This window comes from Corynebacterium jeikeium (assembly GCF_000738175.1).
GTDB lineage: Bacteria > Actinomycetota > Actinomycetes > Mycobacteriales > Mycobacteriaceae > Corynebacterium > Corynebacterium jeikeium_C.
In genome coordinates, this window is the sequence record NZ_JFCH01000059.1 from 47113 (window position 1) to 72195 (window position 25083).

Annotated in this window: 25 protein-coding genes and 7 tRNA genes; 17 read left to right on the forward strand and 15 right to left on the reverse strand. The window is 62.8% G+C overall.

Features of this window, described 5'->3' with window-relative positions; translation table 11 throughout:
• Nucleotides 1-2 precede the first annotated feature (2 nt).
• The gene (locus tag JQ46_RS09735; protein WP_192817265.1) at nucleotides 3-1682 is read right to left on the reverse strand and encodes a N5-glutamine methyltransferase family protein; all 1680 of its coding nucleotides are present in this window, start codon (nucleotides 1680-1682) and stop codon (nucleotides 3-5) included.
• A gap of 46 nt (nucleotides 1683-1728) precedes the next feature.
• Entirely contained in the window at nucleotides 1729-2166 is a 438-nt protein-coding gene (locus tag JQ46_RS09740) for a DUF3099 domain-containing protein (protein WP_237744799.1), read from the reverse strand.
• A 59-nt stretch (nucleotides 2167-2225) separates the two neighbouring features.
• Between JQ46_RS09740 and JQ46_RS09745 the strand changes: the two genes are divergently transcribed.
• From JQ46_RS09745 to JQ46_RS09755, 3 genes are all read left to right on the forward strand, one after another.
• Nucleotides 2226-2468, forward strand: coding sequence for a DUF3039 domain-containing protein (locus JQ46_RS09745; RefSeq protein ID WP_005295046.1), 243 nt, complete (start codon nucleotides 2226-2228; stop codon nucleotides 2466-2468).
• The gene (locus JQ46_RS09750; RefSeq protein WP_034987810.1) at nucleotides 2465-4183 is read left to right on the forward strand and encodes a DEAD/DEAH box helicase; all 1719 of its coding nucleotides are present in this window, start codon (nucleotides 2465-2467) and stop codon (nucleotides 4181-4183) included. Before JQ46_RS09745 ends, JQ46_RS09750 begins: the two co-directional genes overlap by 4 nt.
• 114 nt (nucleotides 4184-4297) lie before the next feature.
• The gene (locus tag JQ46_RS09755) at nucleotides 4298-4672 is read left to right on the forward strand and encodes a DUF308 domain-containing protein (RefSeq protein WP_034987813.1); all 375 of its coding nucleotides are present in this window, start codon (nucleotides 4298-4300) and stop codon (nucleotides 4670-4672) included.
• Nucleotides 4673-4701: 29 nt separating this feature from the next.
• Here the strand turns inward: JQ46_RS09755 and JQ46_RS09760 are convergent, their stop codons facing one another.
• Entirely contained in the window at nucleotides 4702-6348 is a 1647-nt protein-coding gene (locus JQ46_RS09760; RefSeq protein ID WP_034987815.1) for an RNA polymerase sigma factor, read from the reverse strand.
• 223 nt (nucleotides 6349-6571) lie between these two features.
• Nucleotides 6572-7351, reverse strand: a complete 780-nt coding sequence (ppgK, locus tag JQ46_RS09765) for a polyphosphate--glucose phosphotransferase (RefSeq protein ID WP_080719534.1) — start codon at nucleotides 7349-7351, stop codon at nucleotides 6572-6574.
• 77 nt (nucleotides 7352-7428) lie between these two features.
• Here ppgK and JQ46_RS09770 point away from each other — a divergent pair, with 77 nt between their 5' ends.
• Nucleotides 7429-8475, forward strand: a complete 1047-nt coding sequence (locus JQ46_RS09770) for an inositol monophosphatase family protein (protein WP_034987819.1) — start codon at nucleotides 7429-7431, stop codon at nucleotides 8473-8475.
• Nucleotides 8476-8652: 177 nt separating this feature from the next.
• Nucleotides 8653-8952: a DUF4193 domain-containing protein gene (locus JQ46_RS09775; protein ID WP_005295036.1), complete on the forward strand. Its 300-nt coding sequence runs from the start codon at nucleotides 8653-8655 to the stop codon at nucleotides 8950-8952.
• A gap of 31 nt (nucleotides 8953-8983) precedes the next feature.
• Here the strand turns inward: JQ46_RS09775 and JQ46_RS09780 are convergent, their stop codons facing one another.
• Nucleotides 8984-9469: a DUF3093 domain-containing protein gene (locus JQ46_RS09780; protein ID WP_034987822.1), complete on the reverse strand. Its 486-nt coding sequence runs from the start codon at nucleotides 9467-9469 to the stop codon at nucleotides 8984-8986.
• 108 nt (nucleotides 9470-9577) lie between these two features.
• Here JQ46_RS09780 and dut point away from each other — a divergent pair, with 108 nt between their 5' ends.
• From dut to dxs, 5 genes are all read left to right on the forward strand, one after another.
• Nucleotides 9578-10054, forward strand: coding sequence for a dUTP diphosphatase (dut, locus tag JQ46_RS09785; RefSeq protein WP_051876333.1), 477 nt, complete (start codon nucleotides 9578-9580; stop codon nucleotides 10052-10054).
• 72 nt (nucleotides 10055-10126) lie between these two features.
• Nucleotides 10127-10819 carry a DUF3710 domain-containing protein gene (locus JQ46_RS09790; RefSeq protein ID WP_034987825.1) on the forward strand — a complete coding sequence of 231 codons (693 nt, stop codon included), beginning with the start codon at nucleotides 10127-10129 and terminating at the stop codon, nucleotides 10817-10819.
• The gene (locus tag JQ46_RS09795; protein WP_051876323.1) at nucleotides 10819-11550 is read left to right on the forward strand and encodes a DUF3159 domain-containing protein; all 732 of its coding nucleotides are present in this window, start codon (nucleotides 10819-10821) and stop codon (nucleotides 11548-11550) included. The genes JQ46_RS09790 and JQ46_RS09795 overlap by 1 nt, the downstream gene beginning before the upstream one ends.
• On the forward strand, nucleotides 11537-12904 hold the full coding sequence (locus JQ46_RS09800) for a class I SAM-dependent RNA methyltransferase (RefSeq protein ID WP_034987828.1): 1368 nt from the start codon (nucleotides 11537-11539) through the stop codon (nucleotides 12902-12904). The genes JQ46_RS09795 and JQ46_RS09800 overlap by 14 nt, the downstream gene beginning before the upstream one ends.
• Nucleotides 12905-13002: 98 nt before the next feature.
• Complete coding sequence (gene dxs / locus JQ46_RS09805) at nucleotides 13003-14895, forward strand: 1-deoxy-D-xylulose-5-phosphate synthase (protein ID WP_034987830.1); 1893 nt, start codon at nucleotides 13003-13005, stop codon at nucleotides 14893-14895.
• On the opposite strand, the gene JQ46_RS09810 is transcribed toward dxs, so the two are convergent.
• Together JQ46_RS09810 and JQ46_RS09815 are read right to left on the reverse strand one after the other, a co-directional pair.
• Nucleotides 14892-16163 carry a ribonuclease D gene (locus JQ46_RS09810; protein WP_034987832.1) on the reverse strand — a complete coding sequence of 424 codons (1272 nt, stop codon included), beginning with the start codon at nucleotides 16161-16163 and terminating at the stop codon, nucleotides 14892-14894. The genes dxs and JQ46_RS09810 overlap by 4 nt on opposite strands.
• A gap of 71 nt (nucleotides 16164-16234) precedes the next feature.
• Nucleotides 16235-16858 (reverse strand): DUF3000 domain-containing protein, encoded by a 624-nt coding sequence (locus tag JQ46_RS09815; RefSeq protein WP_034987835.1) that lies wholly within the window; start codon nucleotides 16856-16858, stop codon nucleotides 16235-16237.
• 63 nt (nucleotides 16859-16921) lie between these two features.
• Between JQ46_RS09815 and hemE the strand changes: the two genes are divergently transcribed.
• From hemE to hemQ, 3 genes are all read left to right on the forward strand, one after another.
• Nucleotides 16922-18079 (forward strand): uroporphyrinogen decarboxylase, encoded by a 1158-nt coding sequence (gene hemE, locus JQ46_RS09820; RefSeq protein ID WP_034987838.1) that lies wholly within the window; start codon nucleotides 16922-16924, stop codon nucleotides 18077-18079.
• Complete coding sequence (gene hemG / locus JQ46_RS09825; protein ID WP_034987840.1) at nucleotides 18076-19521, forward strand: protoporphyrinogen oxidase; 1446 nt, start codon at nucleotides 18076-18078, stop codon at nucleotides 19519-19521. The genes hemE and hemG overlap by 4 nt, the downstream gene beginning before the upstream one ends.
• Nucleotides 19522-19642: 121 nt before the next feature.
• Entirely contained in the window at nucleotides 19643-20359 is a 717-nt protein-coding gene (gene hemQ, locus JQ46_RS09830; RefSeq protein ID WP_034987842.1) for a hydrogen peroxide-dependent heme synthase, read from the forward strand.
• An 8-nt stretch (nucleotides 20360-20367) separates the two neighbouring features.
• On the opposite strand, the gene msrB is transcribed toward hemQ, so the two are convergent.
• The 8 genes from msrB to JQ46_RS09870 all read right to left on the reverse strand — a co-directional run bounded on the left by msrB (nucleotide 20368) and on the right by JQ46_RS09870 (nucleotide 22818).
• Nucleotides 20368-20802, reverse strand: a complete 435-nt coding sequence (msrB, locus tag JQ46_RS09835) for a peptide-methionine (R)-S-oxide reductase MsrB (protein WP_034987844.1) — start codon at nucleotides 20800-20802, stop codon at nucleotides 20368-20370.
• The gene (locus tag JQ46_RS09840) at nucleotides 20795-22036 is read right to left on the reverse strand and encodes a glycosyltransferase family 87 protein (protein WP_237744800.1); all 1242 of its coding nucleotides are present in this window, start codon (nucleotides 22034-22036) and stop codon (nucleotides 20795-20797) included. Before JQ46_RS09840 ends, msrB begins: the two co-directional genes overlap by 8 nt.
• A 120-nt stretch (nucleotides 22037-22156) precedes the next feature.
• Nucleotides 22157-22232: transfer RNA gene (locus JQ46_RS09845), tRNA-Gly, on the reverse strand.
• 50 nt (nucleotides 22233-22282) lie between these two features.
• A tRNA-Val gene (locus JQ46_RS09850) sits at nucleotides 22283-22354 on the reverse strand.
• Between the two features lie 27 nt (nucleotides 22355-22381).
• Nucleotides 22382-22456: transfer RNA gene (locus JQ46_RS09855), tRNA-Cys, on the reverse strand.
• A 41-nt stretch (nucleotides 22457-22497) separates the two neighbouring features.
• Nucleotides 22498-22573 (reverse strand) — tRNA-Gly (locus JQ46_RS09860).
• 48 nt (nucleotides 22574-22621) lie between these two features.
• Nucleotides 22622-22693 (reverse strand) — tRNA-Val (locus JQ46_RS09865).
• A gap of 49 nt (nucleotides 22694-22742) precedes the next feature.
• Nucleotides 22743-22818, reverse strand: a tRNA-Gly gene (locus tag JQ46_RS09870).
• A gap of 256 nt (nucleotides 22819-23074) precedes the next feature.
• Between JQ46_RS09870 and JQ46_RS09875 the strand changes: the two genes are divergently transcribed.
• From JQ46_RS09875 to JQ46_RS09890, 4 genes are all read left to right on the forward strand, one after another.
• A tRNA-Val gene (locus JQ46_RS09875) sits at nucleotides 23075-23146 on the forward strand.
• Nucleotides 23147-23343: 197 nt separating this feature from the next.
• Nucleotides 23344-23916, forward strand: a complete 573-nt coding sequence (locus tag JQ46_RS09880) for a copper resistance CopC family protein (protein WP_080719536.1) — start codon at nucleotides 23344-23346, stop codon at nucleotides 23914-23916.
• 69 nt (nucleotides 23917-23985) lie between these two features.
• A complete protein-coding gene (locus JQ46_RS09885) occupies nucleotides 23986-24306 on the forward strand; it encodes a hypothetical protein (RefSeq protein WP_034987851.1) in 321 nt (106 codons plus the stop codon).
• Nucleotides 24307-24406: 100 nt separating this feature from the next.
• On the forward strand, nucleotides 24407-25081 hold the full coding sequence (locus JQ46_RS09890; RefSeq protein WP_034987853.1) for a copper chaperone PCu(A)C: 675 nt from the start codon (nucleotides 24407-24409) through the stop codon (nucleotides 25079-25081).
• Nucleotides 25082-25083: the final 2 nt, after the last annotated feature.

Genomic DNA, 25083 nt, shown 5'->3' on the forward strand with positions numbered 1-25083 from the left:
CTTTAGTACAGCTCACGCAAGTCTTCCGGCACGATCATGCCGTGCCGGACCAGGTCCACCGCGATCGGCACAAGTTGATCCACCAGCTCGTCTGCGTTGATGTCCAGTTCGTCGCCGTGCACCGCGTGATAAAACTCGGCTACGTCGCGCAGGTTCAGCCCCTCCCAGCTGAGCCCTGCCAGAATCGTCGCCAGCACCCCGTCGATCTCGTGCGACCAGCCCGGGCCGTCAGTGCGGGTTAGCCGCGCGCTCTCTTCGCCGAACCCCTGGTCGGTGGCGCTCGCTGTTTTTTCTAGTATGACGCCGCGTCCCAACCGGTAGCGGATCTCCGCCACTGCTGTGGAGGCGGGGCGGCCGGGCATCTCCAGCTGGTCGATCCATCGGCAGCGAGCGAACCACTGGGCGGCCTCCTGGCCGAGGTATGCCCCGGCTGGCAGCGCGTGGTCGAGCGACTCGACGGTCAGCTCGCTGGAGCCCTCGAACTTTTCAATGTGGATCCAGCCCAGGCCAATGCGGGTGATCTGGTGGCGGGCGAAGAAGTCCAGCCATTCCGCGGTGCGGCGCTGGCCGGCAGCGCTGCGGGGGTCGATGCTTTCGTCGCGCAGCCAGGTGGTGACGTACGTGGCAACGTCCACCTCGTCGCGCTGCAGAACCCAGGCGCGGGCGCCCTCGTCGGGCAGCCAGCCGAGGATCCGCTCAGCGGCGGAGCTGGCGGCATCGCTGCCTTCCTCGCCGAGCGCCCAGCCGATTAGCAGGTGCGCGTGGCCTCCCGGCGCCAGGTGGTGAACGGATTGTTCGACAACCAGCTTGCTGGCTGCGTCGAGTGGCAGTCCGGAGTCGCGGTACACGTGTCCTTCTTCTGCGTCCAGATTCACGGAGGGGCCGATGACGAAGGGAGGGTTGGCGACGATGACGTCGAAAGCGCCAGTGTTAGCGGACTCAGAGGCGGTGGTTTCAGCACTAAAGGGTTCAAACCAGGATCCCTGCACCCAGTTCACCAGTGGCGATTCCAGTCCTTGCGCTTTCGCAGCCACGCGGGCGAAGTCGAGGGCACGGTCGTGAATGTCACTGCCAAAAATTTTTGGTGGCTTGGGCCCAGCGTTTGCGGCCAGCATCAGCGCGAGTACGCCGGAGCCCGTGCCGAGGTCCAGCACCCGCGCATTCGCAGGTAGCTGGGGTATGGAGTTGAGCAGCGACAGGGGAGCGTTGCCGACCCCGGGGACGTGGCCCGGGCCGGGGACGCGGTCTTCCAAGGAGGCGTCCGGGTCCGACAGCACCAGCACCTCCGTGTCACCGTGGGCCGGGTGATGGGCAGGCCGGATGTCCAGGTTCAGGCGTAGCAATTCTGCACTGTCATCTGCGTCTTGCGCGGATTGCTGCTCCACGGGGATCAGCGCATGCTCCGCCACCAAGCCGGAGGTCGCCTCGGCCCCGACGAGATCCCGGAAGAAGGCGGCGTGCTGGGGGCGTCGTAAATAAACAGCAGCGACGAGCTGGGCGGCCGCAGATTCGCGCCGCAGCAGGTGCCACCTGGCGGCCGCGGGTGAACCCGACTGGGCGGCGGCCACGCCCTCCATGCCGAGCGCCTCGAGGATCAATTCGGAGCCGTAGCCTTGGTCGACAAGGGCACGAACCAGATGCTCAGTGGCTTTACCGGGAGTGCACAGTGGATTGTCGGACATGGAAGTTCCTTGATGGTTCAGTGATAGATCAGGGGCTAGTTCGGGGCTAAGAAGAGGATTGATCGGGGTGGTACTCGATGATCTCCGGGTGCGAGGAGTTGGATTCCAGCATGGGGCGGGAAGTCTCCCCGGCAAGGGCCGCCCGCTGGGCCCGACGCTGCTCACGCACGAGGGCGGGCTTGTAGACCTTGTTCGTGGTCTCGTCCACCTGGCCGGTTTCGTTGGCCAGAAGTACGGCGATCCAGGGCAGAGGCAGGCTCACCGCAGCCACGCATACCGCGAGGGCAGCGTTGTGGGTGAGCAACATCACCAAGGCTGCGAGGGCAAGGATAGGGATGCGCAGAAGCTGCAGCACGGCGTAAAGCCTGCGACGGTGGTGCCATCCCTGCAAACGCGAGCTCTTGGCATCCGTGATAATTTCCACCTTTGATGCTCGCTTGGCTCGGGATTCACCTCCCGTTTTCTTCTTTCGTGCATCAGCCATAGAACCAACGCTAGTACGCAGCTGGAAAACAAGCAGATTCAGGGGCATGATGGTGAACTGTGAGTAACCCAAGTACGACAACGATTGAGCGCCCCGAAGTCAACACGGATACGACGACGGATGACGATGTACCGAAGTTCTTCCACTACGTGAAGAAGGACCAAATCGTCGAATCCGCCGTTATGGGCAAGCTGGTCGTGGCGCTGTGTGGCGAGACATTCCCCGTGCGCAAGCAGGCCAAGCCGGGATCGCCTGTCTGCCCGGATTGCGAGCAGATCTACAAGGGGCTGCGCAAGAAGTGAAGCACCTCCGCCTATGGCAGCAGGAGGCACTGAACAAGTACGTCGAGGCCAGCCCGAAGGATTTCCTGGCCGTGGCGACCCCGGGCGCGGGTAAAACGACCTTCGCCCTGACGATTGCACGGTTGCTACTGGATACCCGTGTGGTAGATCGACTGGTTATTGTGGTGCCCACCGAACACCTGAAGGTGCAGTGGGCGCAGTCCGCCGCGGAGCGGGGGATCGCGCTCGACGCCGAGTTCACGAACTCCTCGCCGTTTAACAGCGCCTACGACGGCGTGTGCGTGACCTATGCCCAGGTAGGTATGAAGCCTACGAAGCACTACCAGGTCGCCACCGCGAAGAAGGCGCTGGTGATCCTGGACGAGATCCACCACGCCGGCGACGCAAAGAGCTGGGGCGACGGCGTGCGCATGGCCTACGAGCACGTGGAACGCCGCCTGGCGCTGACAGGTACGCCTTTCCGCTCTGACGATTCCCAGATTCCCTTCGTGCGCTACGAGGCCGTGGAGGGCGCGGACGGCGCGCTTGTGTCCTCCGCCGACTACACCTATGGCTACGCGGACGCGCTAAAGGACGGCGTTGTCCGCCCCGTGGTTTTCCTTTCGTATTCCGGTCAGGCTCGCTGGCGCAACTCCGCCGGGGAGGAGTTCGAGGCACGCCTGGGCGAACCACTGAACGCAGAGCAGACCGCCCGGGCATGGCGTACTGCGCTGGATCCGAAGGGCGACTGGATCCCCGCCGTGCTCAATGCCGCGCAGACGCGCCTGCAGCAGCTGCGCGAGACGATTCCCGACGCGGGTGGCCTGGTGATCGCCACCGACAAGACCACGGCGCGCGCCTACGCGCGGATTCTGGAGCAGATCAGCAACACCCCGGTGACGGTGGTGCTCTCCGACGAGGCGGGGGCTTCCGAACGCATCAAGGAGTTCTCTGCCAGCACCGACGAGTGGATGGTGGCCGTGCGCATGGTCTCCGAGGGCGTGGACGTGCCGCGCCTGGCCGTGGGCGTATACGCCACATCCTCTTCCACACCACTGTTCTTCGCCCAGGCCATCGGCCGTTTCGTGCGATCCAGGCGGTCGGGGGAGTCGGCGTCAATCTTCCTTCCCAGTGTGTCCGTACTCCTGGAGCTAGCCTCCAAGATGGAGCAGCAGCGCAACCACGTGCTCGGTAAGCCCCACCGACAAAACGAGGGCTGGGACGACCAGCTCCTACAACAGGCCAACCAGGAGCAGAACGAGCCGGAGGAGGACAAGGGCTACGAGTCCGTCGGCGCCGAGGCCGAGCTCGATAGCCTCATCTACGACGGATCAACCTACGGGACGGCGACCCTAAGCGGATCGGAAGAGGAGCAGGCATACCTTGGCCTACCCGGTCTTTTGGACGCCGAACAGATGCGCACGCTGCTGCGTCAGCGCCAAGCTGAACAATTGGACGCGCGGGCGAAGGAAGAGGAACTGCGCCGCAAACAGGAGCAGCAAAAGCCGGCCGAAGAGGGAAGTGGCGCGGACTTGCGCAATAAGCGCGTGGCCAGTGAGGAGCTTCCGGCTCTACGCAAGGAATTGAATGCGTTGGTGTCTATGAAGTCCGCCCGCACCGGCAAGCCACATGGGCAGATCCACAACGATGCGCGGAGAAACTGCGGCGGGCCGTCCACAGCGCTGTGCACCGCGCAGCAGCTGCGCGACCGCATTGCATACCTAAGAGACTGGTGAGAACGGATACGGGGGAGACCGGGAAAGTGAGGTAAGATACACCGCGTTGTATATCGGCGGTGTATCGCCGGAAGCTTTTATGCCAAGCGACCTCGGAGGGAAGGAAACGGCACGATGGCTCGAGAAGACTACATCGATCTGGATAAGTCCAACGCGCAGGAGGCTGAGCTCCAGAAGATCGCGCCGCGCAAGGTCAGCGGCCTGAGCCTGGCCGCCCTGATCGTGGGCATCCTATCGATCCCGGCGGCGATGTTCCCCCTGATCGGCATCGTGGTGGCCGCGGTGGCGATCCTGGTGGGAATCGCATCGGTGGTCATCGCGAACCGCCGGGGCACGCAGCGCAGCTACGCGATTATCGGCTTGGTACTGGGGGTATTGGCCATGGCTATCGCGATCTTCTTCACCCAGGTGGCCATGAAGAGCATGGAGGGTTGCGAGGATCTGCGTGGCACGGAGTTCTCCGACTGCGTGAAGAACAACCAGGACTAGAGCAGAGCTAGTCTAGAGCTGGCTCAGGACTAGTCCAGGTAGTCGCGCAGCACCTGGGACCGCGACGGGTGGCGCAGCTTGGACATCGTCTTCGACTCGATCTGGCGAATGCGCTCGCGGGTGACTCCGTAGACCTGGCCGATCTCGTCTAAAGTGCGCGGCATGCCGTCGGTCAGGCCGAAGCGCAGCTTCACCACGCCGGCTTCACGTTCCGACAGCGTGTGCAGCACATCCTGCAGCTGGTCCTGCAGCAGGGTGAACGAGACCGCGTCGACGGCCACGACGGCCTCCGAGTCCTCGATGAAGTCGCCCAGCTGGGAATCGCCCTCGTCGCCGATGGTCTGGTCCAGGGAAATCGGCTCGCGAGCGTACTGCTGGATCTCCAGCACCTTGTCCACGGTGATGTCCATCTCGCGCGCGAGCTCCTCTGGCGTGGGCTCGCGACCCAGGTCCTGCAGCAGCTCGCGCTGAATGCGGCCCAGCTTGTTGATGACCTCGACCATGTGCACCGGGATGCGGATGGTGCGGGCCTGGTCGGCCATGGCGCGGGTGATCGCCTGACGGATCCACCAGGTGGCGTAGGTGGAGAACTTGTAGCCCTTCACGTAGTCGAACTTCTCGACTGCGCGGATCAGGCCCAGGTTGCCCTCCTGGATCAGGTCCAGGAATGCCATGCCGCGGCCGGTGTAGCGCTTAGCCAGCGACACCACGAGGCGCAGGTTGGCCTCCAGCAGGTGGTTCTTAGCGCGCCGTCCGTCGCGGTCGATCTCGCGCAGGTCGCGGCGGTGCATCGGAGAGAGCTTCTCGCCCGACTCCTTGATCTCCTGCAGGCGATAAGCGGCGTACAGGCCGGCCTCGATGCGCTTGGCCAGGGAGACCTCTTGTTCTGCGTTGAGCAGGGCGACCTTACCGATCTGCTTCAGGTACGCGCGTACGGAGTCCGCGGAGGCCGTGAGTTCGGCGTCCTTTCGCGCCTGTCGCAGCGCTGCGGACTCGTCCTCATCCCAGACGAAGCTGCCGTCCTTCTTCTCGTCTTCTTCGTCGGAATCCTCAGAGTCTTCGTCGTCCTCGTCATCATCGTCGAGGTCATCGTCGTCGTCCTCGAGGTCGTCGAGGTCATCCAGGTCGTCGAGGTCATCGTCCTCGTCCATATCCTCGAGTGCGTCGAGGCCCTCCGGAGCGTCCGGGTCCTCGTCGAAGTCGTCGCGCTCTTCCGCGGTATCCGGAGCATCCGGCTGCTTCGCCGAGGTTGCGGCGGTGCCGGTTGCAGCTACGTCCTCCTCGAGAACCTCCTCAGCCGCCTTTGCCGCCTTGGTGCCGCGCTTCGCGGTAGTATTCTTCGCCGTCTTCTTAGCGACCTTGCGCGTGGTCTTCTTCGCGGTTTTCTTGGTTGCCTTCTTAGCCGTCTTTTTCGCGGCCTTGCGCGCGGTCTTCTTGGCAGCCTTCTTCGCGGTTTTCTTCGCCGCCTTCTTTACGGGAGTGGACGCCTGCTCCTCCGACTCGGAAGCAGGTTCAGCAGCCTTCGCCGTAGCCTTTCGCGCGGTGGCCTTCTTGGCAACTGTCGACTTCTTCGCCACCTTTCGGGCAGTTTTCTTCGCTGCCGTCTTCTTTGCAACCTTGCGCACAACACCCTCGGTGCTGTCTTCGCCGGTGGTGGTCGAGTCGTTCGCTGCCACGGAAGCCCTTTCACTCGTATTGCATGGTGCACTGAAATGGCCGCCCTTTAAGGCCACATTCCGAGGAGGAATTGGGGTGCACCAGGTTGCGGCATACCCGCAACCGATGGTCTAGGAGGGTTGTTGAAACCCCTGCTGTGCTAATCGACCGCCCATTATAACTCAAATATCAGCACGGCGTTGCAACCATCCCCGGTACGCAGCGGTTGTTTTCTAGTGGATACTAGGGCTTGATGCCATCCTGCACGGCCATAGCGGCACCGATAATGCCGGCCTGGTTGCGCAGCTTCGCCGGGACGACTTCCTCCTCGACGGTCAGCAGCGGCACCCACTTGTCCGCCTTGCGAGAAATGCCGCCGCCGACGATGAAGGTCTTCGGACTGAATAGAGCGCTGTAGGCGTGCAGAACCTCGTCCACGCGCGCGGCCCACTTCTTGTAGGACAACTCCTCGCGGTCCTTCGCCGCGGAGCTGGCATACCACTCAACGTCACCGTTCTCGTCGTGGGGCAGGTGGCCGAGCTCGGAGTTGGGGAACAGGTGGCCATCACACAGCATGGCCGAGCCGATGCCGGTTCCGAAGGTGAGCATCAGCACTGCGCCTTCCTTCGCGCTTTCCTCGCCGTACTTGACCTCGGCCAGTCCGGCTGCGTCGGCGTCATTAAGAACAGTGATTTCTCGCTCGCCAAGGTGGCGCTTGAACAGCTCCTGCATATCAGTATCAATCCAAGACTTATCGATGTTCGCCGCGGAGCGAGCCTTCTGATCCTTGACCACGGCGGGCACCGTTACGCCCACCGGGCCATCCCATTCGGCCATGTCCATCAGCTTGCGCACGACCTCCGCCACCGCGTCTGGGGTGGAGGGCTTCGGGGTGAGGATCTTAAAACGTTCGGTGACCAGCTCGCCGGTGTTGAGGTCTACAACGGCGCCTTTCACACCGGATCCACCGATGTCCACGCCGAAACTCAGGTTCTGTTCTGCCTTATCCTCAGTCATGTTCATAACACTACCTTGAAAATATTGGGCTCCGCTTGGCAGCGGGGTCTATCAGACTGCCCCGTGGAAGCTGGCTGTGAAGAGTGATCAAGAATGGCAAGGTGGAGACCATGGAAACCACGGGTTCAGCAAAATTGAGCGCTAAGTCGCGCGACGTAGCAACGATTCTCCAGCGGGCACAATCAGAACAGGCACCCCTGAGGGTGTTCGACGAGGTGTCGACGGCAGGCGAGGCTGGGGCGTCCACAAGAGAGAAAACCCTCAGCCCTGCCGACCTCGAGGCAGTAGCCCTCGACGTGGGGCTTGAGGCGGCCACTCTTATTCGACGCCGCCGGGGCGAACTGGCCGACGAGCATGGTCACGTCGGCGTGGTCGGGACGAAGACCTCCGAGGTTGATCCCGTGACGGAGGTGGATCAGGCCAGCGAGAAACTCATCGTAGAGCAGTTGCTGGCTCGAGTGCCGGGATCCCGTGTGCACGGCGAGGAAGGCGGGTTGAACAGAGAAGCCGGTGGCCCGGGGGAGATTCTATGGATCGTCGATCCGATAGATGGAACGGTGAACTTCCTCTATGGGGTTCCGGCCTACGCCGTGAGCATCGCCGCAGTGGTAGACGGGCAGCCAGTAGCTGGCGTGGTGGTGGACGTAACTGCCCAGGTTGCCTTTGTGGCGCATGCGGGCGGGCCGGCACGACGCTTGAAGACTGATGGGGCAGTTAGTGCCGATAGTGGCGATCTCTTGCGCGTGGAGTCGGCGAAGCAGGGGGCTGAGACCGGCAAGGCGCCCGGTGAGGCGCTCGGCAAGGCGCTGGTTGCGACCGGCTTTTCGTACGTGGCCGAGGACCGCCGCCGCCAAGCGGAGCGGCTGACCCGCCTACTGCCGAAGGTCCGCGACATTCGACGGATCGGCTCGGCGGCTTTGGATCTGTGCCGTGTGGCCAGCGGGGAAGTGGATGCCTACTTTGAACATGGGTTGGGCCCGTGGGATCACGCGGCGGGGTGTCTCATTGCCGCGCGTGCCGGAGCGATCAGTGTGGCCCCGGATTATGACGTCACGAAGGAGGCGAAGGCGCTGGTATTGGCAGTGAAGCCGGGGGTGGCTGTGGAGCTAGCTGAACTGCTGGTGGAATAGCCGCGGGGGAGCCTTTTACCCCAATCGGGCGCCAGAGCGCGCGTGGAGGTGACAAGCGGTGTGTATGTGCTCTAGGATCCGCGAACAGTGAGACGAATTAAGGCATTTTTCAGCCAGTCCCGCTGGCTGTTTTGCACTCCATCTGATCGACACAACCGACGTAAGTAAGGACCCCTTATGGCCACCGACTACGACGCGCCGCGCCGACGTTCCGAAGACGACATCGAGACCGACTCCCTGGAAGGTCTGAAGGCCGCCGAGAAGGCCGAGCCGTCCGTTTCCGATACGGATGATGGAGAGATCGTCGAGCCCTTCGACGTACCCATGGCGGATCTTTCCGGCGAGGAGCTGTCCGGCTCCGTGATCCCGCGCCAGAGCGACGAGTTCACCTGCAGCGTGTGCTTCCTGGTGCAGCACCGCAGCTGCATCGCGGAAACCGTCGCCGACGGCGAGTACATCTGCAAGGACTGCGCTTAGTCTGCTGGGCAGCCTTTCTTAGCAGCCTGCGTTAGTAGATCGGGCGACCAAGCTTCTCCAGAACCTCCTGAGGTTCCTTGGTGGAGATCAGCCAATAGGGGGTTGGGTCGTCCGGATCGTCCAGGACGAGCATCGCCATCGTCGGGATCCAGTTTTTATGCACGACATAAGCGGCCGGATCCAATTGGCGGCCCATTGCGGCGCGCTTGGCGGTAGGGGGAATAACTAGGCTGCGGCTAACCACACTTGCGGGCAGCTTTGCCGGCCCGACATGCAGCCACCGTTCGCCAGAGCTATCTTCCCTGACCTCCACTTTTGTGCGGGAGAAGTAAATCAATGCCCATACGGCCAGCGCACCGGAGATCACGAGGGCGACGTAAAAGGCCCACATCGGACGACCCATCTGCGCCTGCCACGCAATGATTGCGACTACGCCCGCGGCGAACAGCCACCACACTAGGGGTACGCGCTGGTGCTCCGAATACAGCAGCTTTTCCTGCTGAGTGTCCGATGCCAATTGAATAACTCCTGATAAATCTGTTCGCTTTGCGTGCTGCCTAGTAATTCTAGCCCGTGGGGGTTCGGACATCGTAACTTCGGTTGGGTACTTGTAGTCTTGGTGACCGTGACCCTTAAGCAAAATGGACAAAGTGGAAATGACGCCCCGCTGCGTATCGTTCGCCTGGACAAGGAGCTGCCCTTGCCGCGCCGCGCCCACCCGACGGATGCCGGCATCGACCTCTACACGTCCCAGGACGTGACCATTGCCCCTGGGCACCGGGAGCTGGTCGGCACAGGCATCGCTATCGCTCTGCCCGTGGGAACGGTGGGGCTGGTGCACCCGCGCAGCGGCCTGGCTTTGAAGAAGGGGCTTTCCATCGTCAACGCCCCGGGGACGATTGATGCCGACTACCGCGGGGAGATCAAGGTATGCCTGGTCAACCTGGATCCGGAGCAGCCCATTGAATTGGCGCGCGGCGAGAGGATCGCACAGCTGCTGGTGCAGGAAGTCAGCCTTTGCGACGTCGAAGAAGTGGATAGTGTGGAAGATCTGGGCGAGACCACGCGAGGCGAGTCCGGCTACGGATCCACCGGGGTTTAAAACGGCTGTTGCAAGCAGCACATAGCAGGACTTGAAGTAATTTAAGAAGCCAACAGAAGACGGAGTTTTGGGATGTTTGGGCGTAAGAATAAAGACGATAAGAACCCGGCAGAGGAAGCGGCTCAGCCGCAGCAGGATCAGTCGGAGAACGATTTTGGCCCGTTTGATGGCGACACGGTGAACTTCCAGGACTTCGACTTCTCGGATTTCGCCACCGGGGCGTTGGATCTGGGATCCATGCTTATTCCGGTGCCGCACTGCGGTGAGGTGAAGGTGGATATGGGCCCGGAGGGCCCCCAGATGATTCACCTGGAGATCGACGGTGGGCGCATCACCCCGATAGCTTTCGCCGCACCGCGAAACGGTGATTTGTGGGCTGAGTCTGTCGAGGAAACGGTCGCGGGCATGACGAAGGACGGCCTGGACGTTCATGTCGAGGACGGCCCGTGGGGGCAGGAAATCTGCGCGGTGGCCGGTGAGGGGCAGATGCGCCTAATCGGTGTGAACGGGCCACGTTGGATGTTCCGGGCGACACTGGCCGGTGAAAAGTCCAAGGCGGACGAGCTGGCCAAGGTTGCCCGGGAGATAATCGCACGTACTTTTATTCGTCGCGGCAAAGATCCAATTCCGGCTGGACAGCCGTTGCCGGTGTTGATGCCGCAGGCCATGGCGGATGCTCTGCAGGAGCAGCTGCAGCAGTTGGCGCACCGCCAGAATGCCGATTCCCAGGGGGCTACCCAGAATCCGGGCGAGGACCTGCAGTAATGGCAGGAAAGACAGAGCCGCAACAGGGCGGCGATGCAGCTCAGGCCACCCTGCTGGAGCAAATGGGCGGTCTTTCCGGACTGGTCTCCTCCACACTGCCGGTGCTGGTTTTGGTGCCGGTAAACAGCCAGTGGGGTCTGGGGCCTGCGCTGGTCTCCGCGCTGGCAGTTGCGGTGTTGATCCTGGTGTGGCGCGTGGCTCGCAAGGAGAACCTGCAACCGGCGATTTCCGGCTTCCTCGCGGTCGCACTGTGCGCAGCGATCGCCTGGATCATGGGGGACGCGAAGGGATACTTCGCCTACGGCATCTGGTACTCGCTGGTGGCGGGCATCGCATCAATCATTTCGATTTTCTTCCGCTGGCCATTGGTCGGCGCGGTATGGCGCGGAATCAATGGCGACGATCACCGTTGGCGCACTAACCGGAGGGCAGTGCGGGCCTTCAACATCGCCACCTTCGCATGGGCCGTGGTGTTCTTCGCCCGCTTCGCCGTCCAGCAGTGGCTCTATGCTGCCGATATGACTGACGCCCTTGGCTACACCCGCATCGCAATGGGATGGCCCCTGACTCTGGTGGCGGTGGCGGTCACCGTATGGGCGGTGAAGGCAGCGAACCGAGCGGAGGGGCGGCACCTGGAGAAGCCGGTCGAAGACACGCAAGACCCAGAGCAGGTCGAAGCGGAAAGCATAGAGGAAGTCAACGAAGAGGTGGAGGCCGATGGGCGTCACTAAGAATGAAGAAGTAGTGATCGACCTGGCAGGGCCGGCCAACGGCGGCACCGTGATCGGCCGGCTGGACGGGCAAATCGTGTTCGTGCGTGGAGGCCTGCCGGGCGAAAAGGATGTCACGGTGGCGCTGGATCCGGCGCGGAACTCGAAGTCTAAGAAGGGTTTCCGTAACGGCGAGGCCGTAGCCATCGGGCAGCCGAACGCCCACCGTGTTGCACCTGTATGTCCGGCAGCGCAGGCCGGGGCGGGATGCTGCGACCTGGATTTCGTGGACGCCGCGGGGTCGCTGGACTATAAGAAGCAAGTGGTGCTGGACCAGCTGGCGCGTGTGGGCAAGATCGACGCCGAAGCATTGCAGACAGTCACTATCAATACCGAGAGTCTGCAGCCTTTCGCTGGCTCGCGCACGCGCGTGCGGTTGGCCGTGGACGAGGAATGCAATGTTGGCCAGCGGGCACGCGGCTCGCACCAGGTGGTGCCGGTTGAGCACCCCTGTGCGCAGTGGAGCGAGGCGTTGCGACAAGGGTTGGCAGAAGAGATCGAGCAGCTGCGAGCAGCCGGGAAGCTGGTTCCCAACTCCGAGATCGCTGTTGCCGTGGCAGATGACGGCACCCGCAAGATGGTGCAGCTGCAAGGAAATTCCTCCGACCTGCGCGTCGAGGCATTCGGCTCATCCGGCGGCGACCCAACTGGTGGTGCGGGCGAGCTTCCCACAATCTCCCGTACCGTGCACTTTGGAGCCGGCCTTGACAGGGAGTTCGACGTGCGGTGGGAGAGCCAGGTGCAGGATTTCTGGCAGGCGCACCGCGCCGCCCCGGAGTTCTACTCCGCCTGGATCGCCCGCCACATCCCGCCGGTGGCACAGGGGGAGAAATCCCAAGGGGTAAAGCGTAAGCAGATGATCGCGTGGGATCTGTACGGCGGCGCTGGGGTGTTTAGTGCAGCGCTGTCCCGCAAGGCCGACCGAGTGGTATGCGTGGACGTGGCTGGTAGCGCCAGCGAGGCAGGGGCGCAGGCCCTGGCGGCGGCTGGCATCGACAATGTCGAGTTCGTCGGCGGCGATGTGGCGCGCCAAGTCCCCCAACTGCCACGCGGTGGCTCCGTGCACGCCGTGGTGCTGGATCCGCCGCGCACGGGCGCGGGCACACAGACGGTCGCTGACATCGCCAAGGCCCGCCCGCGACACGTCGTACACGTGGGTTGCGACCCGGCCACCGCTGCCCGCGACCTCGCTGCCTGGATCGACAACGGATACGCAATCAAGGAGCTGTGCGTGGTGGATGCCTTCGGCCTGAACCACCACGTAGAGCTGTTGGCATATCTGGTTCCAGACCGCCGCGGTCGCGCGGGCTCCTAAACCCCGGTAGGGGATTCTTTCAAAACACTTGAGCGCAGTTAGAATGGACGGACACAACATTCGGCGCGAGACATGAGGACGGAGAAGAGTAGTTTCATATGGGAATTCTCGACAAGGTGTCTTCGCCTGCTGACCTCAAGGGGCTGGACACAAACCAGCTAGAGCAGCTGGCCGCGGAGATCCGCGAGTTTCTTATCCAGAAGGTCTCCGCAACCGGTGGCCACCTGGGCCCAAACCTGGGCGTTGTCGAGCTGACGATCGCTATGCACCGGGTATTCGACTCGCCTTCGGATCCGTTGATTTTCGACACCGGCCACCAGTCCTACGTGCACAAGATCCTGACGGGGCGACAGGATCTTTTCGACACGCTGCGTCAGAAGGACGGGCTCTCCGGCTACCCGGACCGGGCGGAGTCCCCCCACGACTGGACCGAGTCCTCCCACGCCTCGGCTTCGCTGTCCTATGCTGACGGTCTGGCCAAGGCTTTCGAGCTGACCGGCCAGGTCCACCGCCATGTCGTCGCCTTAGTCGGCGATGGCGCGTTGACCGGTGGCATGACGTGGGAGGCGCTGAACAACATCGCCGCCGCGAAGAAGCGCAGCCTGGTTATCGTCGTCAACGACAACGGCCGTTCCTATTCGCCCACGATCGGCGGCCTGGCCGAAAACCTTGCCGCCCTACGCCTGCAGCCGATGTACGACCGGGTGATGGATACGGGCAAGAACGCCCTGGGCCGTATGGGCTGGGTAGGCGACCGCGCTTTCCAGGTGATTCACGGGCTCAAGGAGGGCGTGAAGCACACCGTCATCCCGCACGAAATGTTCCCGGAGCTGGGGCTGAAGTACATCGGTCCCGTCGATGGCCACGACCTGACGCAGGTTGAGAATGCCCTGCGTTACGCCAAGGACTACGGCGGCCCCGTGATCGTCCACACCGTCACACAGAAGGGCAAGGGATTCGATCCCGCCGAGCAGGACGAGGCCGACCAGATGCACTCCACCGGGGTGATCGACCCGATCACCGGTGAGTCGATGGCGAAGAAGACCGAGGGCGCGATCAGCTGGACCAAGGTGTTCTCTAACCACCTGATCGACATTGCCAATGAACGTGAGGACATCGTCGCCATTACCGCCGCCATGGCTGGCCCGACCGGCCTGGCAGACTTTGCGAAGGTGCACCCCAGCCGCACCTACGACGTCGGTATCGCCGAGCAGCATGCGGTGACCTCCGCCGCCGGCCTGGCTCTCGGCGGCCTGCATCCGGTAGTGGCCGTTTATTCGACGTTCCTCAACCGCGCATTCGACCAGCTTTTGATGGACGTTGCTCTGCTGAAGCTGGGCGTCACCATCGTCCTCGACCGCGCGGGCATCACCGGCTCCGACGGTGCGAGCCACAACGGCATGTGGGACCTGTCGATCACGGGCATCGTCCCTGGCATCCACGTGGCCGCCCCGCGAGACGCGCGAACTCTGGAGCTGGCCCTCGACCGCGCAGTGGCCATCGACGATGCTCCGACTGTCGTGCGCTTCCCGAAGGGCAATGCCCCCGCCGATGTGCCTGCGGTTCGAGAAGAAGCCGACTTCGACGTGTTGTTCGAGCAGGGCGGGGAGCAGACCGACGGTCGCGTGCTCATTGTTTCTTTCGGAGCTCTGACGGACCAGGCTTTGGGCGCTGCGCAGGCTCTTTGTGACGCCAACTTCTCCGCCACCGTCGTGGATCCCCACTGGGTAGTCCCCACCGCGGAAAGCTTGCTGGAGCTCGCTCGCGACTTCGACCTTATCGTCACGATCGAGGACAACGGCGTGCACGGCGGAGCGGGCAGTCGCCTGCACTACGACCTGTCCCAGGCGGGTATCGACGTGCCCGTCCGCAACCTGGGCGTGCCGCAGGAATTCCTGGCCCATGCCTCGCGCGGCGAGGTGCTGGAGGAGCTTGGCCTGGACGTCGAGACGGTCGCCCAGACCGTTGTTGGACACGCGGAGAAGCTTTAGCCCGCGTACACCGCCGCGACGGCGGGTGTTGTTGCGTTAAGCAACACCTCCACCTGCCAGGGCCGCAGCCCCAGAGCGGTCCACTTGTCGCCGAGCAGCTGCTCCCATTCCGCGACCGGGTCCTCGGCGCCGTCCAGCGCGCCGGTGTCTTCGGCCAGCCAGCAAGACCAGGCGGCTTGGCGCAGATTCTTCCTGGTCACAATCGTGTCCAGGCGGATCTGTAGGGCATCCGCTGCGTTATCGGCCGCGGAGAGAATCGCTTCGGAGTAGGCAGCCGCGCGGGGGTATTCTTCCGGCCAGACCTTGTGGTCAGGGGTGCCTCTCGTGGGGTTACGCGGCGGATGGAACTGCTGGGTCTCGAGATCCTGAGGATCGGACATGAGGGCGTCCGAAAGAAGCTCGGCTAATTGCCTGCGAGCCCGAGGTTTCATGCGCGCCCGTGAGTGATGCAGGCAGGAGTTCAACTGCCGCAGCGCGCCGGCGCGGTCACGATCGGCGCGGCCGGCGATGTCCACGAGGTCGCGGCTGCGCAAGATCGCCTCCGGGGAGATATCGCCGCGGCGGGCCATGACGTCGCGGGATTCCCAGAGGTCGTGGGCGATCCGGCGGGGCAGGGCGCGGCGCAGCGAACTCAAACCCTTCAGCCCCGTCCAGTCGTTGGCGGACAGGGGAGAGGCAGAGGCCAGCACGTACTCGCACTCCTGAACATACCAATCAGTGCGGCCGGTCTCGGCGAGGTCATCCAGGCAGCGATCCAGTAGCTCCAGCAGCCATTCGACGTCCAGGGCGGCGTAGTTGAGCATCGCCTCGGTCAGCGGCCTGCGCGACCAATCGGCGTTGCCCTTATCCTTGGGCACCTCAATGTCGAAGTAGGTCTCCAGCATGCCGGAAAGGCCGATACGCTCGGTGCCGAGGATCTGCCCGGCAATTTGCGTATCGTGCAGCACGCGCGGGCGCCAACCCAACGCCAACAGGCACGGCAGGTCGGTGTGCGCGGCGTGGAGCACCCATTCGGCTTCGTTCACGACGTTGGCCATGCGACGGGTGGCTTGGGGTTCGGCCTCGGGATCAATCAGGAAGGTGCCGGAGCCGTGGCGACGCAGCTGGATGAGGAACGCACGATCGTCGTAGCGGTAGGCAGAGGCGCGCTCCGTATCGATCGCGATGGGGCCAGTGCCCGCGGCGAGTGCGCGGGCGGCGGCGTCGATGTTCTGCGGGGTATCCCGCAGAACTGGTGTGCCGGCGGCGGGGACAGAGACAAAACTCACGGCTATAACGATACGTCAGCCCGCCGCTAGCCTCGCTTCGGAGCCTCTCGCCTGTACTAGGAGTCGTTTTATTAGGAGTCGTTTGCGGCTGCGGTGCTTGCCGGACGGGCGCCAAAGGCCAGGCTGGTCACGCCCTCGGGCGGCAGCCCGGCGACGTTAGCCAGCACCTCCGCGAAGGCTTGGACGTGGCCCGTGAGGTCGGAACCAGTGGCGGTCCAGGAGGCGCGCATCTCCAGTTGGAAGGCGCGCGGTGGGCCGCCGATCTCGCCGTAGCGGACGGAAGCAGTAGAAGTCACCGTGCCGCCGAGGTCTGTGTATTCGCAGCTGGGGGAGTCCAGCTGTTCCTTGAGCCAATCCCACGCCACGTCCGGCAGCAGTGGATCGGAGGCCACGGCGGCATCCATGTCCGCCTGGATGTAGGCGACCATGCGCATGCGCTTGCCTTGCCACTGCTCTTCGCCCTGCGGGTCGTGTAGTAGGATCAGGCGCCCGAAGGCATCGCCGGCGGGGGTTCCGGTGCTGTCGTCGCTGTCTTCGTCGGCGGGCAGCACCTCGAGGCCGATGGCGTGGCTGAGGGGTGCGAGGTTGCGGGGCGGTCGGATGTCTCCGACGCTGATGCCGCGACGCACTTGTGCTTCCGACATGGAGCGCACCGCTTCGTGGAAGTACTCTGGGATCTCAGTCTCTTGGCTCACAAGGTCTAAACCTAGCCTTTAAGGTTTGTCGCGTTTGTGAGGCGCGCCGAGGGCGCTGGCATAATGGCATCTATGACGAGTGAGCCTTTTGATTGCCCCATCCAAGCTGACACCGCTGCCGCGGAGGCAAAGCGTCGCGCCCACAAGGACGCACCGTTCCTCGCCGCAGCGCGCGGAGAAACCCCAAGTCGCCGCCCGGTGTGGATGATGCGCCAGGCCGGCCGCTCCCTGCCGGAATACCGCGAGATCCGTAAGGACTACGGGATGCTGGAATCCTGCTTTAACCCGGAGCTGCTCGCGGAGATCACCCTGCAGCCGGTCCGCCGGCACGACGCGGACGCGGCGATCCTGTTCTCCGACATCGTGGTGCCGCTCAAGGCCGCAGGAGTGGATTTGGATATTGTGGCCGGCCGCGGTCCCGTCCTACAGCACCCCGTGCGCACGGCAGAGGAGGTAGCTGCGCTGCCGATCGTGGAGAGCAGTCAGCTCGATAGCATCGTCGAAGGCATCGGCGGTGTGCTGGAGGGGCTGCGCGACGACCAGGTCCTCATCGGTTTCGCAGGTGCGCCCTTTACCCTCGCCTCCTACCTCGTTGAGGGTGGTCCCTCGAAGAACCACGAGGTCACGAAGGCCCTGATGTACTCGCAGCCGGATGTGTGGCATGCCCTGATGCGCCAATTGACGCCCACTATTATCCGCTTCCTGCAGGTTCAGGCGGAGGCTGGCGTGGATGCCCTGCAGCTGTTTGACTCCTGGGCCGGCTATCTGACGGCGCGGGATTACCGCGAGTTCGTCCGCCCGTACTCCACCGAGATTTTCAATGCGATGCGCGCCTACGGCGTGCCGATGATCCACTTCGGCGTGGGTACCGGCGAACTTCTCGGCGACATGGCCCTGGCCGGCCCCGATGTGGTGGGCGTGGATTGGCGCGTGCCGCTGGATTCCGCCGCCACCCGCGTATCCGCCGCGTTGCAAGAGGCTGACCCGACGGCGGAGCCGACCACCCGCGCCAAGGCGCTGCAAGGCAACCTGGATCCGGCTGTGCTGTTCGCCGGTCCGGACGTTGTAGAGGCGCAGATCGCCCGCATCTGTGCCGAGGCCGACCGCGCCATCGAGCGTGGCCAGGCCCGCGGACACATCTTCAACCTGGGGCACGGGGTTTTGCCGAACACCGATCCCGATGCCATCACCCGCGCCTTCGAGGAGGTACACAAGCGATGAAGGCCAACCAGTTTTCCTGCCACTTCGAGAAGCTAGATACCTCCGGGCTGGAGGGGCTGCGCGTCGCCATTATCGGCGGTGGCATCGCCGGCCTGGCCGCGGCATGGGAGCTGCGCCGTCAGCTGGGGCCGAACGCCCGGATCCTACTGACTGAGGCTTACGATCGCCTGGGCGGAAAGCTCAAGACCGTGAACTACGCCAATGGTCCGGTGGACATGGGAGCGGAGGCCTACATGGGGTTCCGCCAGGATTTCACTGAACTGGTTGAGTCCGTCGGGCTGGGCGACCAGCTGTGTGTGCCCTCCGGCCTGCCGAGCGGTTTCTATGTGGACGGCGCGCTGGTGGATATTCCGCGGCGCACGTTGATGGGCATCCCTTCCCGCGGCGCGGACGTTGCCGAGGTGGTGGGGCAGGACGGCGCTGCCCGCATCGACGCTGAGCGGAACGGCCAGCCGATGACGTGGACGCCAGGCCAGGACACCTCTGTCGGGCAATTGGTAGAGGCTCGCCTAGGTCGCATCGTGGTCGACCGTTTGGTGTCTCCGCTGCTGGGCGGCGTGTATTCCTGCAACGCTTTTGACCTGGGAGTGCGGGCTACGCTTCCACAGCTGGCGGCGGAGCTGGACCGCCGCGGCGCGTTAGGTCAGCCGTTCTTCCTGGTGGATGCCATTGAGCACCTTCTTTCCCAACGCCCCGCGCCCAAGGAGGGGGAGAAGCCGAAGCCCGTTTTTCGCAGCTTGCGCGGGGGTTACGCCAGCCTGGTAGACGCGCTGGTGCGCCACGCCGACCCGGAGCTCCTGCGCAACACTGCAGTAGAATCCATTGGCCGCACTCGCGGCGGCTACTACATCGATCCGATCGGCGAGTTCGATGCCGTCATCGTCGCCACTCCGGCGCCCACCGCGTCGGCCATCCTGCAGTACATGGCTCCCACTGCCGCGGACGTGCTGGGCGAGATCGATCTCGCCAGCAGCGTAGTCGTCGGCATGCGCATGGCTTCCGCCCACGGCATCCCGGAGCGTTCGGGCGTTCTTTCGGGAAGTGACGCCCCCACGGAGGCGAAGGCCTTCACGTTCTCGTCTCGTAAATGGCCACACTTGGCCGAGCGCGGGGGAGCCTTTGTGCGAGCTAGCTTCGGCAGCTTCGGCAACCCGTGGCACCTGGACGTAGATAACCGTGCCCTGCTGAGCTTCGCGGTCGAGGATCTGGAACGCATCACCGGCGAGCGGAAGACCCCGGAGGAGTATTTCGTGCAGCGCTGGTGGGGTGGACTGCCGCGCTATGGCGTGGGCTACATGGATGCAATGTCCCAGGCCTACGACGAGGTACTGGGCATCCGCGGGCTGGCGCTGGCCGGTTCGATGCTCAACGGTGTGGGCGTGCCCGCTACCGCCGCCTCGGGCGTGGAGGCCGCGCGGGAGATCATCCGCGAGATGGCGTGATCCACCCCACGCCTTGCTCCTCAGGAGGGTGATCTCGCGTAGATTGGACTTCGTATAAGCCGTTAACGGCTGCCATAGAACCTATGAATGGAACTCAGAAAGGCTAAAGAGGCTAAACACCATGACTGAACTGAACGCGCAGGAAATCAAGCGTCTCAACGCCGTCGTTCGCTTCGCCACCTACTCGGTCTTCAAGATCGAGCCGGGTGTGCTGGGGGATCGCGCGGAGGTAGCTGCTGATTTTCAGGCATTCATTGATTCCTTTGAGGATGAGGACCTGGTGATCCGCGGTGTCTACGACCTGTCCGCACTGCGCGCCGAGGCCGACGTCATGATCTGGTGGCACGCGGAGAAGATGCAGGATCTGCAGGTGGCCTACCGCCGCTTCCTCAAGGAAACCAAGCTGGGACAGGCCTGCGAGCCGGTATGGTCCAACACCTGCCTGCACCGCCCGAGCGAATTCAACAAGGCTCACCTGCCGTCCTTCATCATGGGCGAGGAGCCGGGTGATTGGATCTGCGTTTACCCGTTCGTCCGCAGCTACGACTGGTACACCATGGATCGCGCGGAGCGCTCCCGCCTGCTGCGCGAGCACGGCAAGGCCGCTCTCGGCTTCGACGAGGTTCGTGCTAACACCGTCCCCGCCTTCGCACTGGGTGACTACGAGTGGATCCTGGCCTTCGAGTCCCCGACGCTGGAGCGCATCGTCGAGCTGATGTATAAGATGCGCTACACGGAGGCGCGTCACCACGTGCGCGAGGAAATCCCGTTCTTCACCGGCCGCCGTGTCAACGGCGACAAGGAGGAGCTGGCCAGCTTCGTGGAGTCGCTGGCCTAGCCGCCTAGTTAATCGGCCGGATCTGCGGCCGGCTGCAGCGTCAAAGCAATGCTGTTGATGCAATAGCGCAGATCGGTGGGCGTGGGGTAACCCTCGCCCTCGAAAACGTGGCCCAGGTGGCCCTCGCACTGCGCACAGAGAACCTCGATGCGGCGCATGCCGAGGGAATCGTCGACGCGGGTAATGACCGCTTCCGAATCCTTCGGGTCAAAAAAGCTCGGCCAGCCGCAGTGCGAATGGAACTTCTCGGTCGAGCGGAACAGCTCTGCCCCGCAGCCCTTGCAGGCGTACACACCCTCCGTCTCCGTGTCCGTGTACTCGCCCTTGAAGGGAGCCTCAGTCCCGGCCCGGCGGAGCACAGCGAACTCCTCGGGGGTCAGACGCTCGCGCCACTGCTCGTCAGTGAGCTTGCGGAAATCAGCGGTCGGGTTCAACTCAGCCATCAGTAGCTTCTCCTGTCCTAGTCTTGTCCCGGTAGAAAAGACCGTTCGTGTGTACATCGCCTAGGGGGTGGACGTTGTGGCGTCGTTCTCTAAAGAACCACATCGTAGAGGCCACCGCAGCGGCGACCAGTAACAGTGACCAACCAATAGTGCCGCGCGTATATTCCGCCACCCGGCCGTAGTTGACCCACCGATCCGAGGACCAGGAGTCGTGGCTGAAGAAGAAGTACACGCCCAGCCACGCCACGGGGGTGTGCATCACGGAGCGGGGGGACAGAACCGTGAAGAGCAGCGGCAGCAGTAGCATTGAGTAGTACATCTGGCCCAGGCTGCTAATCAGGAACACGCCGGTCAGAAGCACGCCGGCGGTGCTTGCGGCCCACATCACCGGATCGCGGTCGCGGAAGCGCAGCAGCATCGCCAGCGCCACGAGGACGCAGATCGCGGCCAGGATGCGCCACAGCCAGATCGTCCAGTCCGGGAAGCCGAAATACACGCCCACGCCGGGGATCGACGAATTGGCGAAATCCCGCACCCCGCCGAGGTAGGGCAGTAGCTTGTCGAAGTAATCGCCCGCGTTTGTGGTGAGCGGCCAGGCGATGACGTTCATGGCGACCGGGATCGCCAGTCCAGTGGCAATGGTGGACAGCTGGCGGCGCATCAAGGGAATGAAGAGCAGCGGCAGGAACTGTGGCTTGATCGTGATGGCCAGGCCGATGACAATGCCCGCTAGCACCCCTCGGTTGTTGATCAGCAGCCACAGGAACAGTGCCTCGGCCAGCAGCAGCACGCCGTTGATGTTGCCGAACCCGAGGGTGTTGGCGATCGATTCGGAGCTGAAGAGGAAGAAGATGCCGACGGGCAGGACCCAGGATCGCAGGGAATAGCCAAAGAGCTTCGTGAGCACTACGACCGCCAACACCGCCGCAACGCCGTTGCCGACCACGTACACTGCGCGTGCCAGGTCGATGTTCGTCTGTAATGACAGGGGGCTCAGCAGCAGTGTGGCGCCGGGGGAGTAGAGGTAGTGCGGATCCGTGGAGGAGTAGTCCTGGTCGTAGATCGCCTCCTGGGCGCGGAACTTGTATAGCGCTGAGATGACCGTTCCGAAGTCATCGGTGAGGCGCGAGTTCCAAGGGTGAACGAATACGCGCTGGATAAAGGTCATTACAGCCAGCGGCCAGAACACCCAGCAGAGGATCTGGGAGGTGTCCACACGGCTATCTGCACGCATAGAGGAAAGTTTTTCGGCATTCATCGCCGACTAATTTTAGACCCCGAATTTCCCCAAGAGAGCTGCCACGCCGCTGCTAAGGCATGAAAAAAGGGGGGCATGTGCGCCCCCAAAAAAGTTTGGAGCGGATGACGAGACTCGAACTCGCGACCCTCACCTTGGCAAGGTGATGCGCTACCAACTGCGCTACATCCGCGTGCGAAAGGCTTTTCAGCCTTCGCAGGTGGATCCTGCAATGGGATCCTGTGCGCGATACTGGGATCGAACCAGTGACCTCTTCCGTGTCAGGGAAGCGCTCTCCCGCTGAGCTAAACGCGCCTAAAGTTCACTATGGGTAAAAGAATGTGGAGGTGGAAACGGGAATCGAACCCGTGTACACGGTTTTGCAGACCGTTGCCTAAGCCACTCAGCCATTCCACCGCGGCAAGAAACTCTTGCTCGTGGCCCACTTTAGTGAACCGTGGAGCGGATGACGAGACTCGAACTCGCGACCCTCACCTTGGCAAGGTGATGCGCTACCAACTGCGCTACATCCGCGTGCGAAAGGCTTTTCAGCCTTCGCAGGTGGATCCTAAGGGGATCCTGTGCGCGATACTGGGATCGAACCAGTGACCTCTTCCGTGTCAGGGAAGCGCTCTCCCGCTGAGCTAAACGCGCTAAAACAACAACCCAAGCCCCGAAACTAGCCCGGGATATTGCTTGAGCGTGGAGCGGATGACGAGACTCGAACTCGCGACCCTCACCTTGGCAAGGTGATGCGCTACCAACTGCGCTACATCCGCACAAGCAACCCTGAACGCTTAAAAGCAATTCTTCGTCGCTGCGACAACAAACACTAGCCTGTTAGTCACCTAGTTCACAAATCCCCAGGTAGATCCGGGCTTCGGTAGCGTGTTATAGCGCCCGTCAAACACTGTTGAACTACAGTCTTGCAATTCACCAATGTGGCATGAACATGGCATGAATGCGGCATGAATGTGTCGCCTGCCTACGGTTTTTGGTCTTGCTTAGAGGCTAGTGGTACCTTTCCCTCTTGAAGGTTCCATAGCTCAGTGGAAGAGCGTTCCGCTCACACCGGAAAGGTCGCTGGTTCGAACCCAGTTGGAACCACAGTTCACCGCCTGGCAGTTTCGCCGGGCGGTTTTCTTTTTCTCTCCCTCAAGGTGCCCCCGAGGGGTAGGCTCCGGGAACTCTTTCCCCGCGGCGCCCGACTACTTGAATAGCGCTGGAAAGCCTCGCAGGGTTAAGGCAAATCTTTTCGGCGCTATGGTGTTAGCAGTGTCGTGACAGAAAGGTTCACCGTTTACATGCCTCGCCGTTTTTCTTCTTTTGGACGCCCCCTCGCCCGCATCCTGGCGGCATCTGGAATGGTTGCCGCCGTTTCCGTTGGTTTTGGTGCTCCAGCTTTTGCCCATGACGTCGTGGTGAAGTCCACCCCGGAGGCCAACTCTACGGTCGATCACCTGCCGGAGAAGATCGTACTGAACTTCTCAGGCGAGCCGCAGGAGGGCTTCAACACCATCGCGCTGTCGCACGATGGTGAGGTACTCTTCCGCGACGAGCCAGCGGCCGATGGTCGGGAGCTGTCCGTCGATGTTCCGGCTGAGGTGCAGGAGAAAAAGGACGGTGGTGAGTACATCGTCGGCTACCAGATCACTAGCTCCGACGGTCACTCCACCCGTGGCAGCCTGAAGTTCAATCTGGCTTCCGCGGATGGCGGCGAAGGCAGCAGCAGTGACGAAAGCCAGTCCGAAGAGGGGGCACAGGGGGAGCAGTCCCCGAGTGTTCCTTCTTGGTTATTGCCATTGGGCGGTATCGTCGTAGTTGTGGGTGCTTTGGCAATCGCCATCGCACGCTTTCGCGACTTGAAGGACGACTAGCCGACAGCGGTTGGATAGAGCGTCCGTCATGTCCGATTAGTTGACGATTACCTGATCAGGAGATTTCCCGTGAAGAAGTTCCGCTCTGCAACCGCTGCCGCTCTGGCTCTGACCACCGCCCTTGCACTGTCCGCTTGCACCCCTCCTAACGAGAATGACGGCGGCCAGCGCGAGGACACCGCAACCACCGGCCCGGCTAGCCCGAGCATCCAGTCCACCGAGGAAGCAGCTACCGACTCGTCCGAGTCCGAGGCTGAAGAGACCGACGCTACCGATGCGGAGGAGACCGACGCTTCCGTAGAGACTGAGATGGGCGGCGCTGAAGTGGCCACCGATAACGCCGAGGCAACCGCCACCGGCGCAGCATCCGCGTCGGGTGCCACCAACTAGCACGCGAAACGCTAGAGATCGCGTATAGCGTGTCCGGGATATAGCCCCGGGCACACAAATGGTTGGGAAGCCCGCACGCCTTTTAATTGAAAGGTTTGTTATGTCCCTGACCTCCCTGAACAACACCAAGAAGCGTGCCGCAGCCGCGGCTGCCGTTGCGTTGAGCAGTGCGCTGTTCCTTTCTGCATGCTCGGACGATGGGGAAGATAAGAACGACGCTTCCACCTCGGCGGAGACTACTCAGTCCGCTGAGTCCGCTGATTCCGCCGACGACAAGGCTGCGGACGAGCAGGCTTTGGAGTTCAACGACTCCTATGTCACCGCCAAGCCTGCAGACAAGAACATGACGTCTGTGTTTGGCACTCTGCACAACACCACCGACAAGGACATCACCATCACCGAGGTGAAGGGCGACATTGACGGTGCGAAGTACGAGCTGCACGAGGTCAACGCTGACGGCGAGATGCAGGAGATCTCCAGCCTGACTATTCCCGCGGGCGAGGATAGCGTGCTGGAGCCGGGCGGAAACCACATCATGATCATGGAAGTTCCCGACGAGATCGCCGCTGGCGATTCCCTGTCTTTCACCCTGGTCGACGAGGATGGCAACGAGTACAAGCTGGAGAACGTTCCGGTGCGTGTTCAGCAGTCCACCCACGAGCACTACGGTGACGAAGACGGCGGCAACATGGAAGGCATGGACGGCATGGAACATGGCGACATGGATGGCATGGACGGCATGCAGCACGGTGAAGATCACGGACACGAGCACTAATA

Excerpts from the sequence above, each read along its gene's own strand:
- JQ46_RS09800 (WP_034987828.1), top strand. The coding sequence starts at position 11,537 with ATGGGCGTCACTAAGAATGAAGAAGTAGTGATCGACCTGGCAGGGCCG.
- JQ46_RS09740 (WP_237744799.1), bottom strand. The coding sequence starts at position 2,166 with ATGGCTGATGCACGAAAGAAGAAAACGGGAGGTGAATCCCGAGCCAAG.
- JQ46_RS09795 (WP_051876323.1), top strand. The coding sequence starts at position 10,819 with ATGGCAGGAAAGACAGAGCCGCAACAGGGCGGCGATGCAGCTCAGGCC.
- dxs (WP_034987830.1), top strand. The coding sequence starts at position 13,003 with ATGGGAATTCTCGACAAGGTGTCTTCGCCTGCTGACCTCAAGGGGCTG.
- JQ46_RS09880 (WP_080719536.1), top strand. The coding sequence starts at position 23,344 with ATGCCTCGCCGTTTTTCTTCTTTTGGACGCCCCCTCGCCCGCATCCTG.
- ppgK (WP_080719534.1), bottom strand. The coding sequence starts at position 7,351 with ATGAACATGACTGAGGATAAGGCAGAACAGAACCTGAGTTTCGGCGTG.
- JQ46_RS09775 (WP_005295036.1), top strand. The coding sequence starts at position 8,653 with ATGGCCACCGACTACGACGCGCCGCGCCGACGTTCCGAAGACGACATC.
- hemQ (WP_034987842.1), top strand. The coding sequence starts at position 19,643 with ATGACTGAACTGAACGCGCAGGAAATCAAGCGTCTCAACGCCGTCGTT.
- hemE (WP_034987838.1), top strand. The coding sequence starts at position 16,922 with ATGGCATCTATGACGAGTGAGCCTTTTGATTGCCCCATCCAAGCTGAC.
- JQ46_RS09840 (WP_237744800.1), bottom strand. The coding sequence starts at position 22,036 with ATGCGTGCAGATAGCCGTGTGGACACCTCCCAGATCCTCTGCTGGGTG.
- JQ46_RS09735 (WP_192817265.1), bottom strand. The coding sequence starts at position 1,682 with ATGTCCGACAATCCACTGTGCACTCCCGGTAAAGCCACTGAGCATCTG.
- msrB (WP_034987844.1), bottom strand. The coding sequence starts at position 20,802 with ATGGCTGAGTTGAACCCGACCGCTGATTTCCGCAAGCTCACTGACGAG.
- JQ46_RS09790 (WP_034987825.1), top strand. The coding sequence starts at position 10,127 with ATGTTTGGGCGTAAGAATAAAGACGATAAGAACCCGGCAGAGGAAGCG.
- JQ46_RS09755 (WP_034987813.1), top strand. The coding sequence starts at position 4,298 with ATGGCTCGAGAAGACTACATCGATCTGGATAAGTCCAACGCGCAGGAG.
- hemG (WP_034987840.1), top strand. The coding sequence starts at position 18,076 with ATGAAGGCCAACCAGTTTTCCTGCCACTTCGAGAAGCTAGATACCTCC.
- JQ46_RS09890 (WP_034987853.1), top strand. The coding sequence starts at position 24,407 with ATGTCCCTGACCTCCCTGAACAACACCAAGAAGCGTGCCGCAGCCGCG.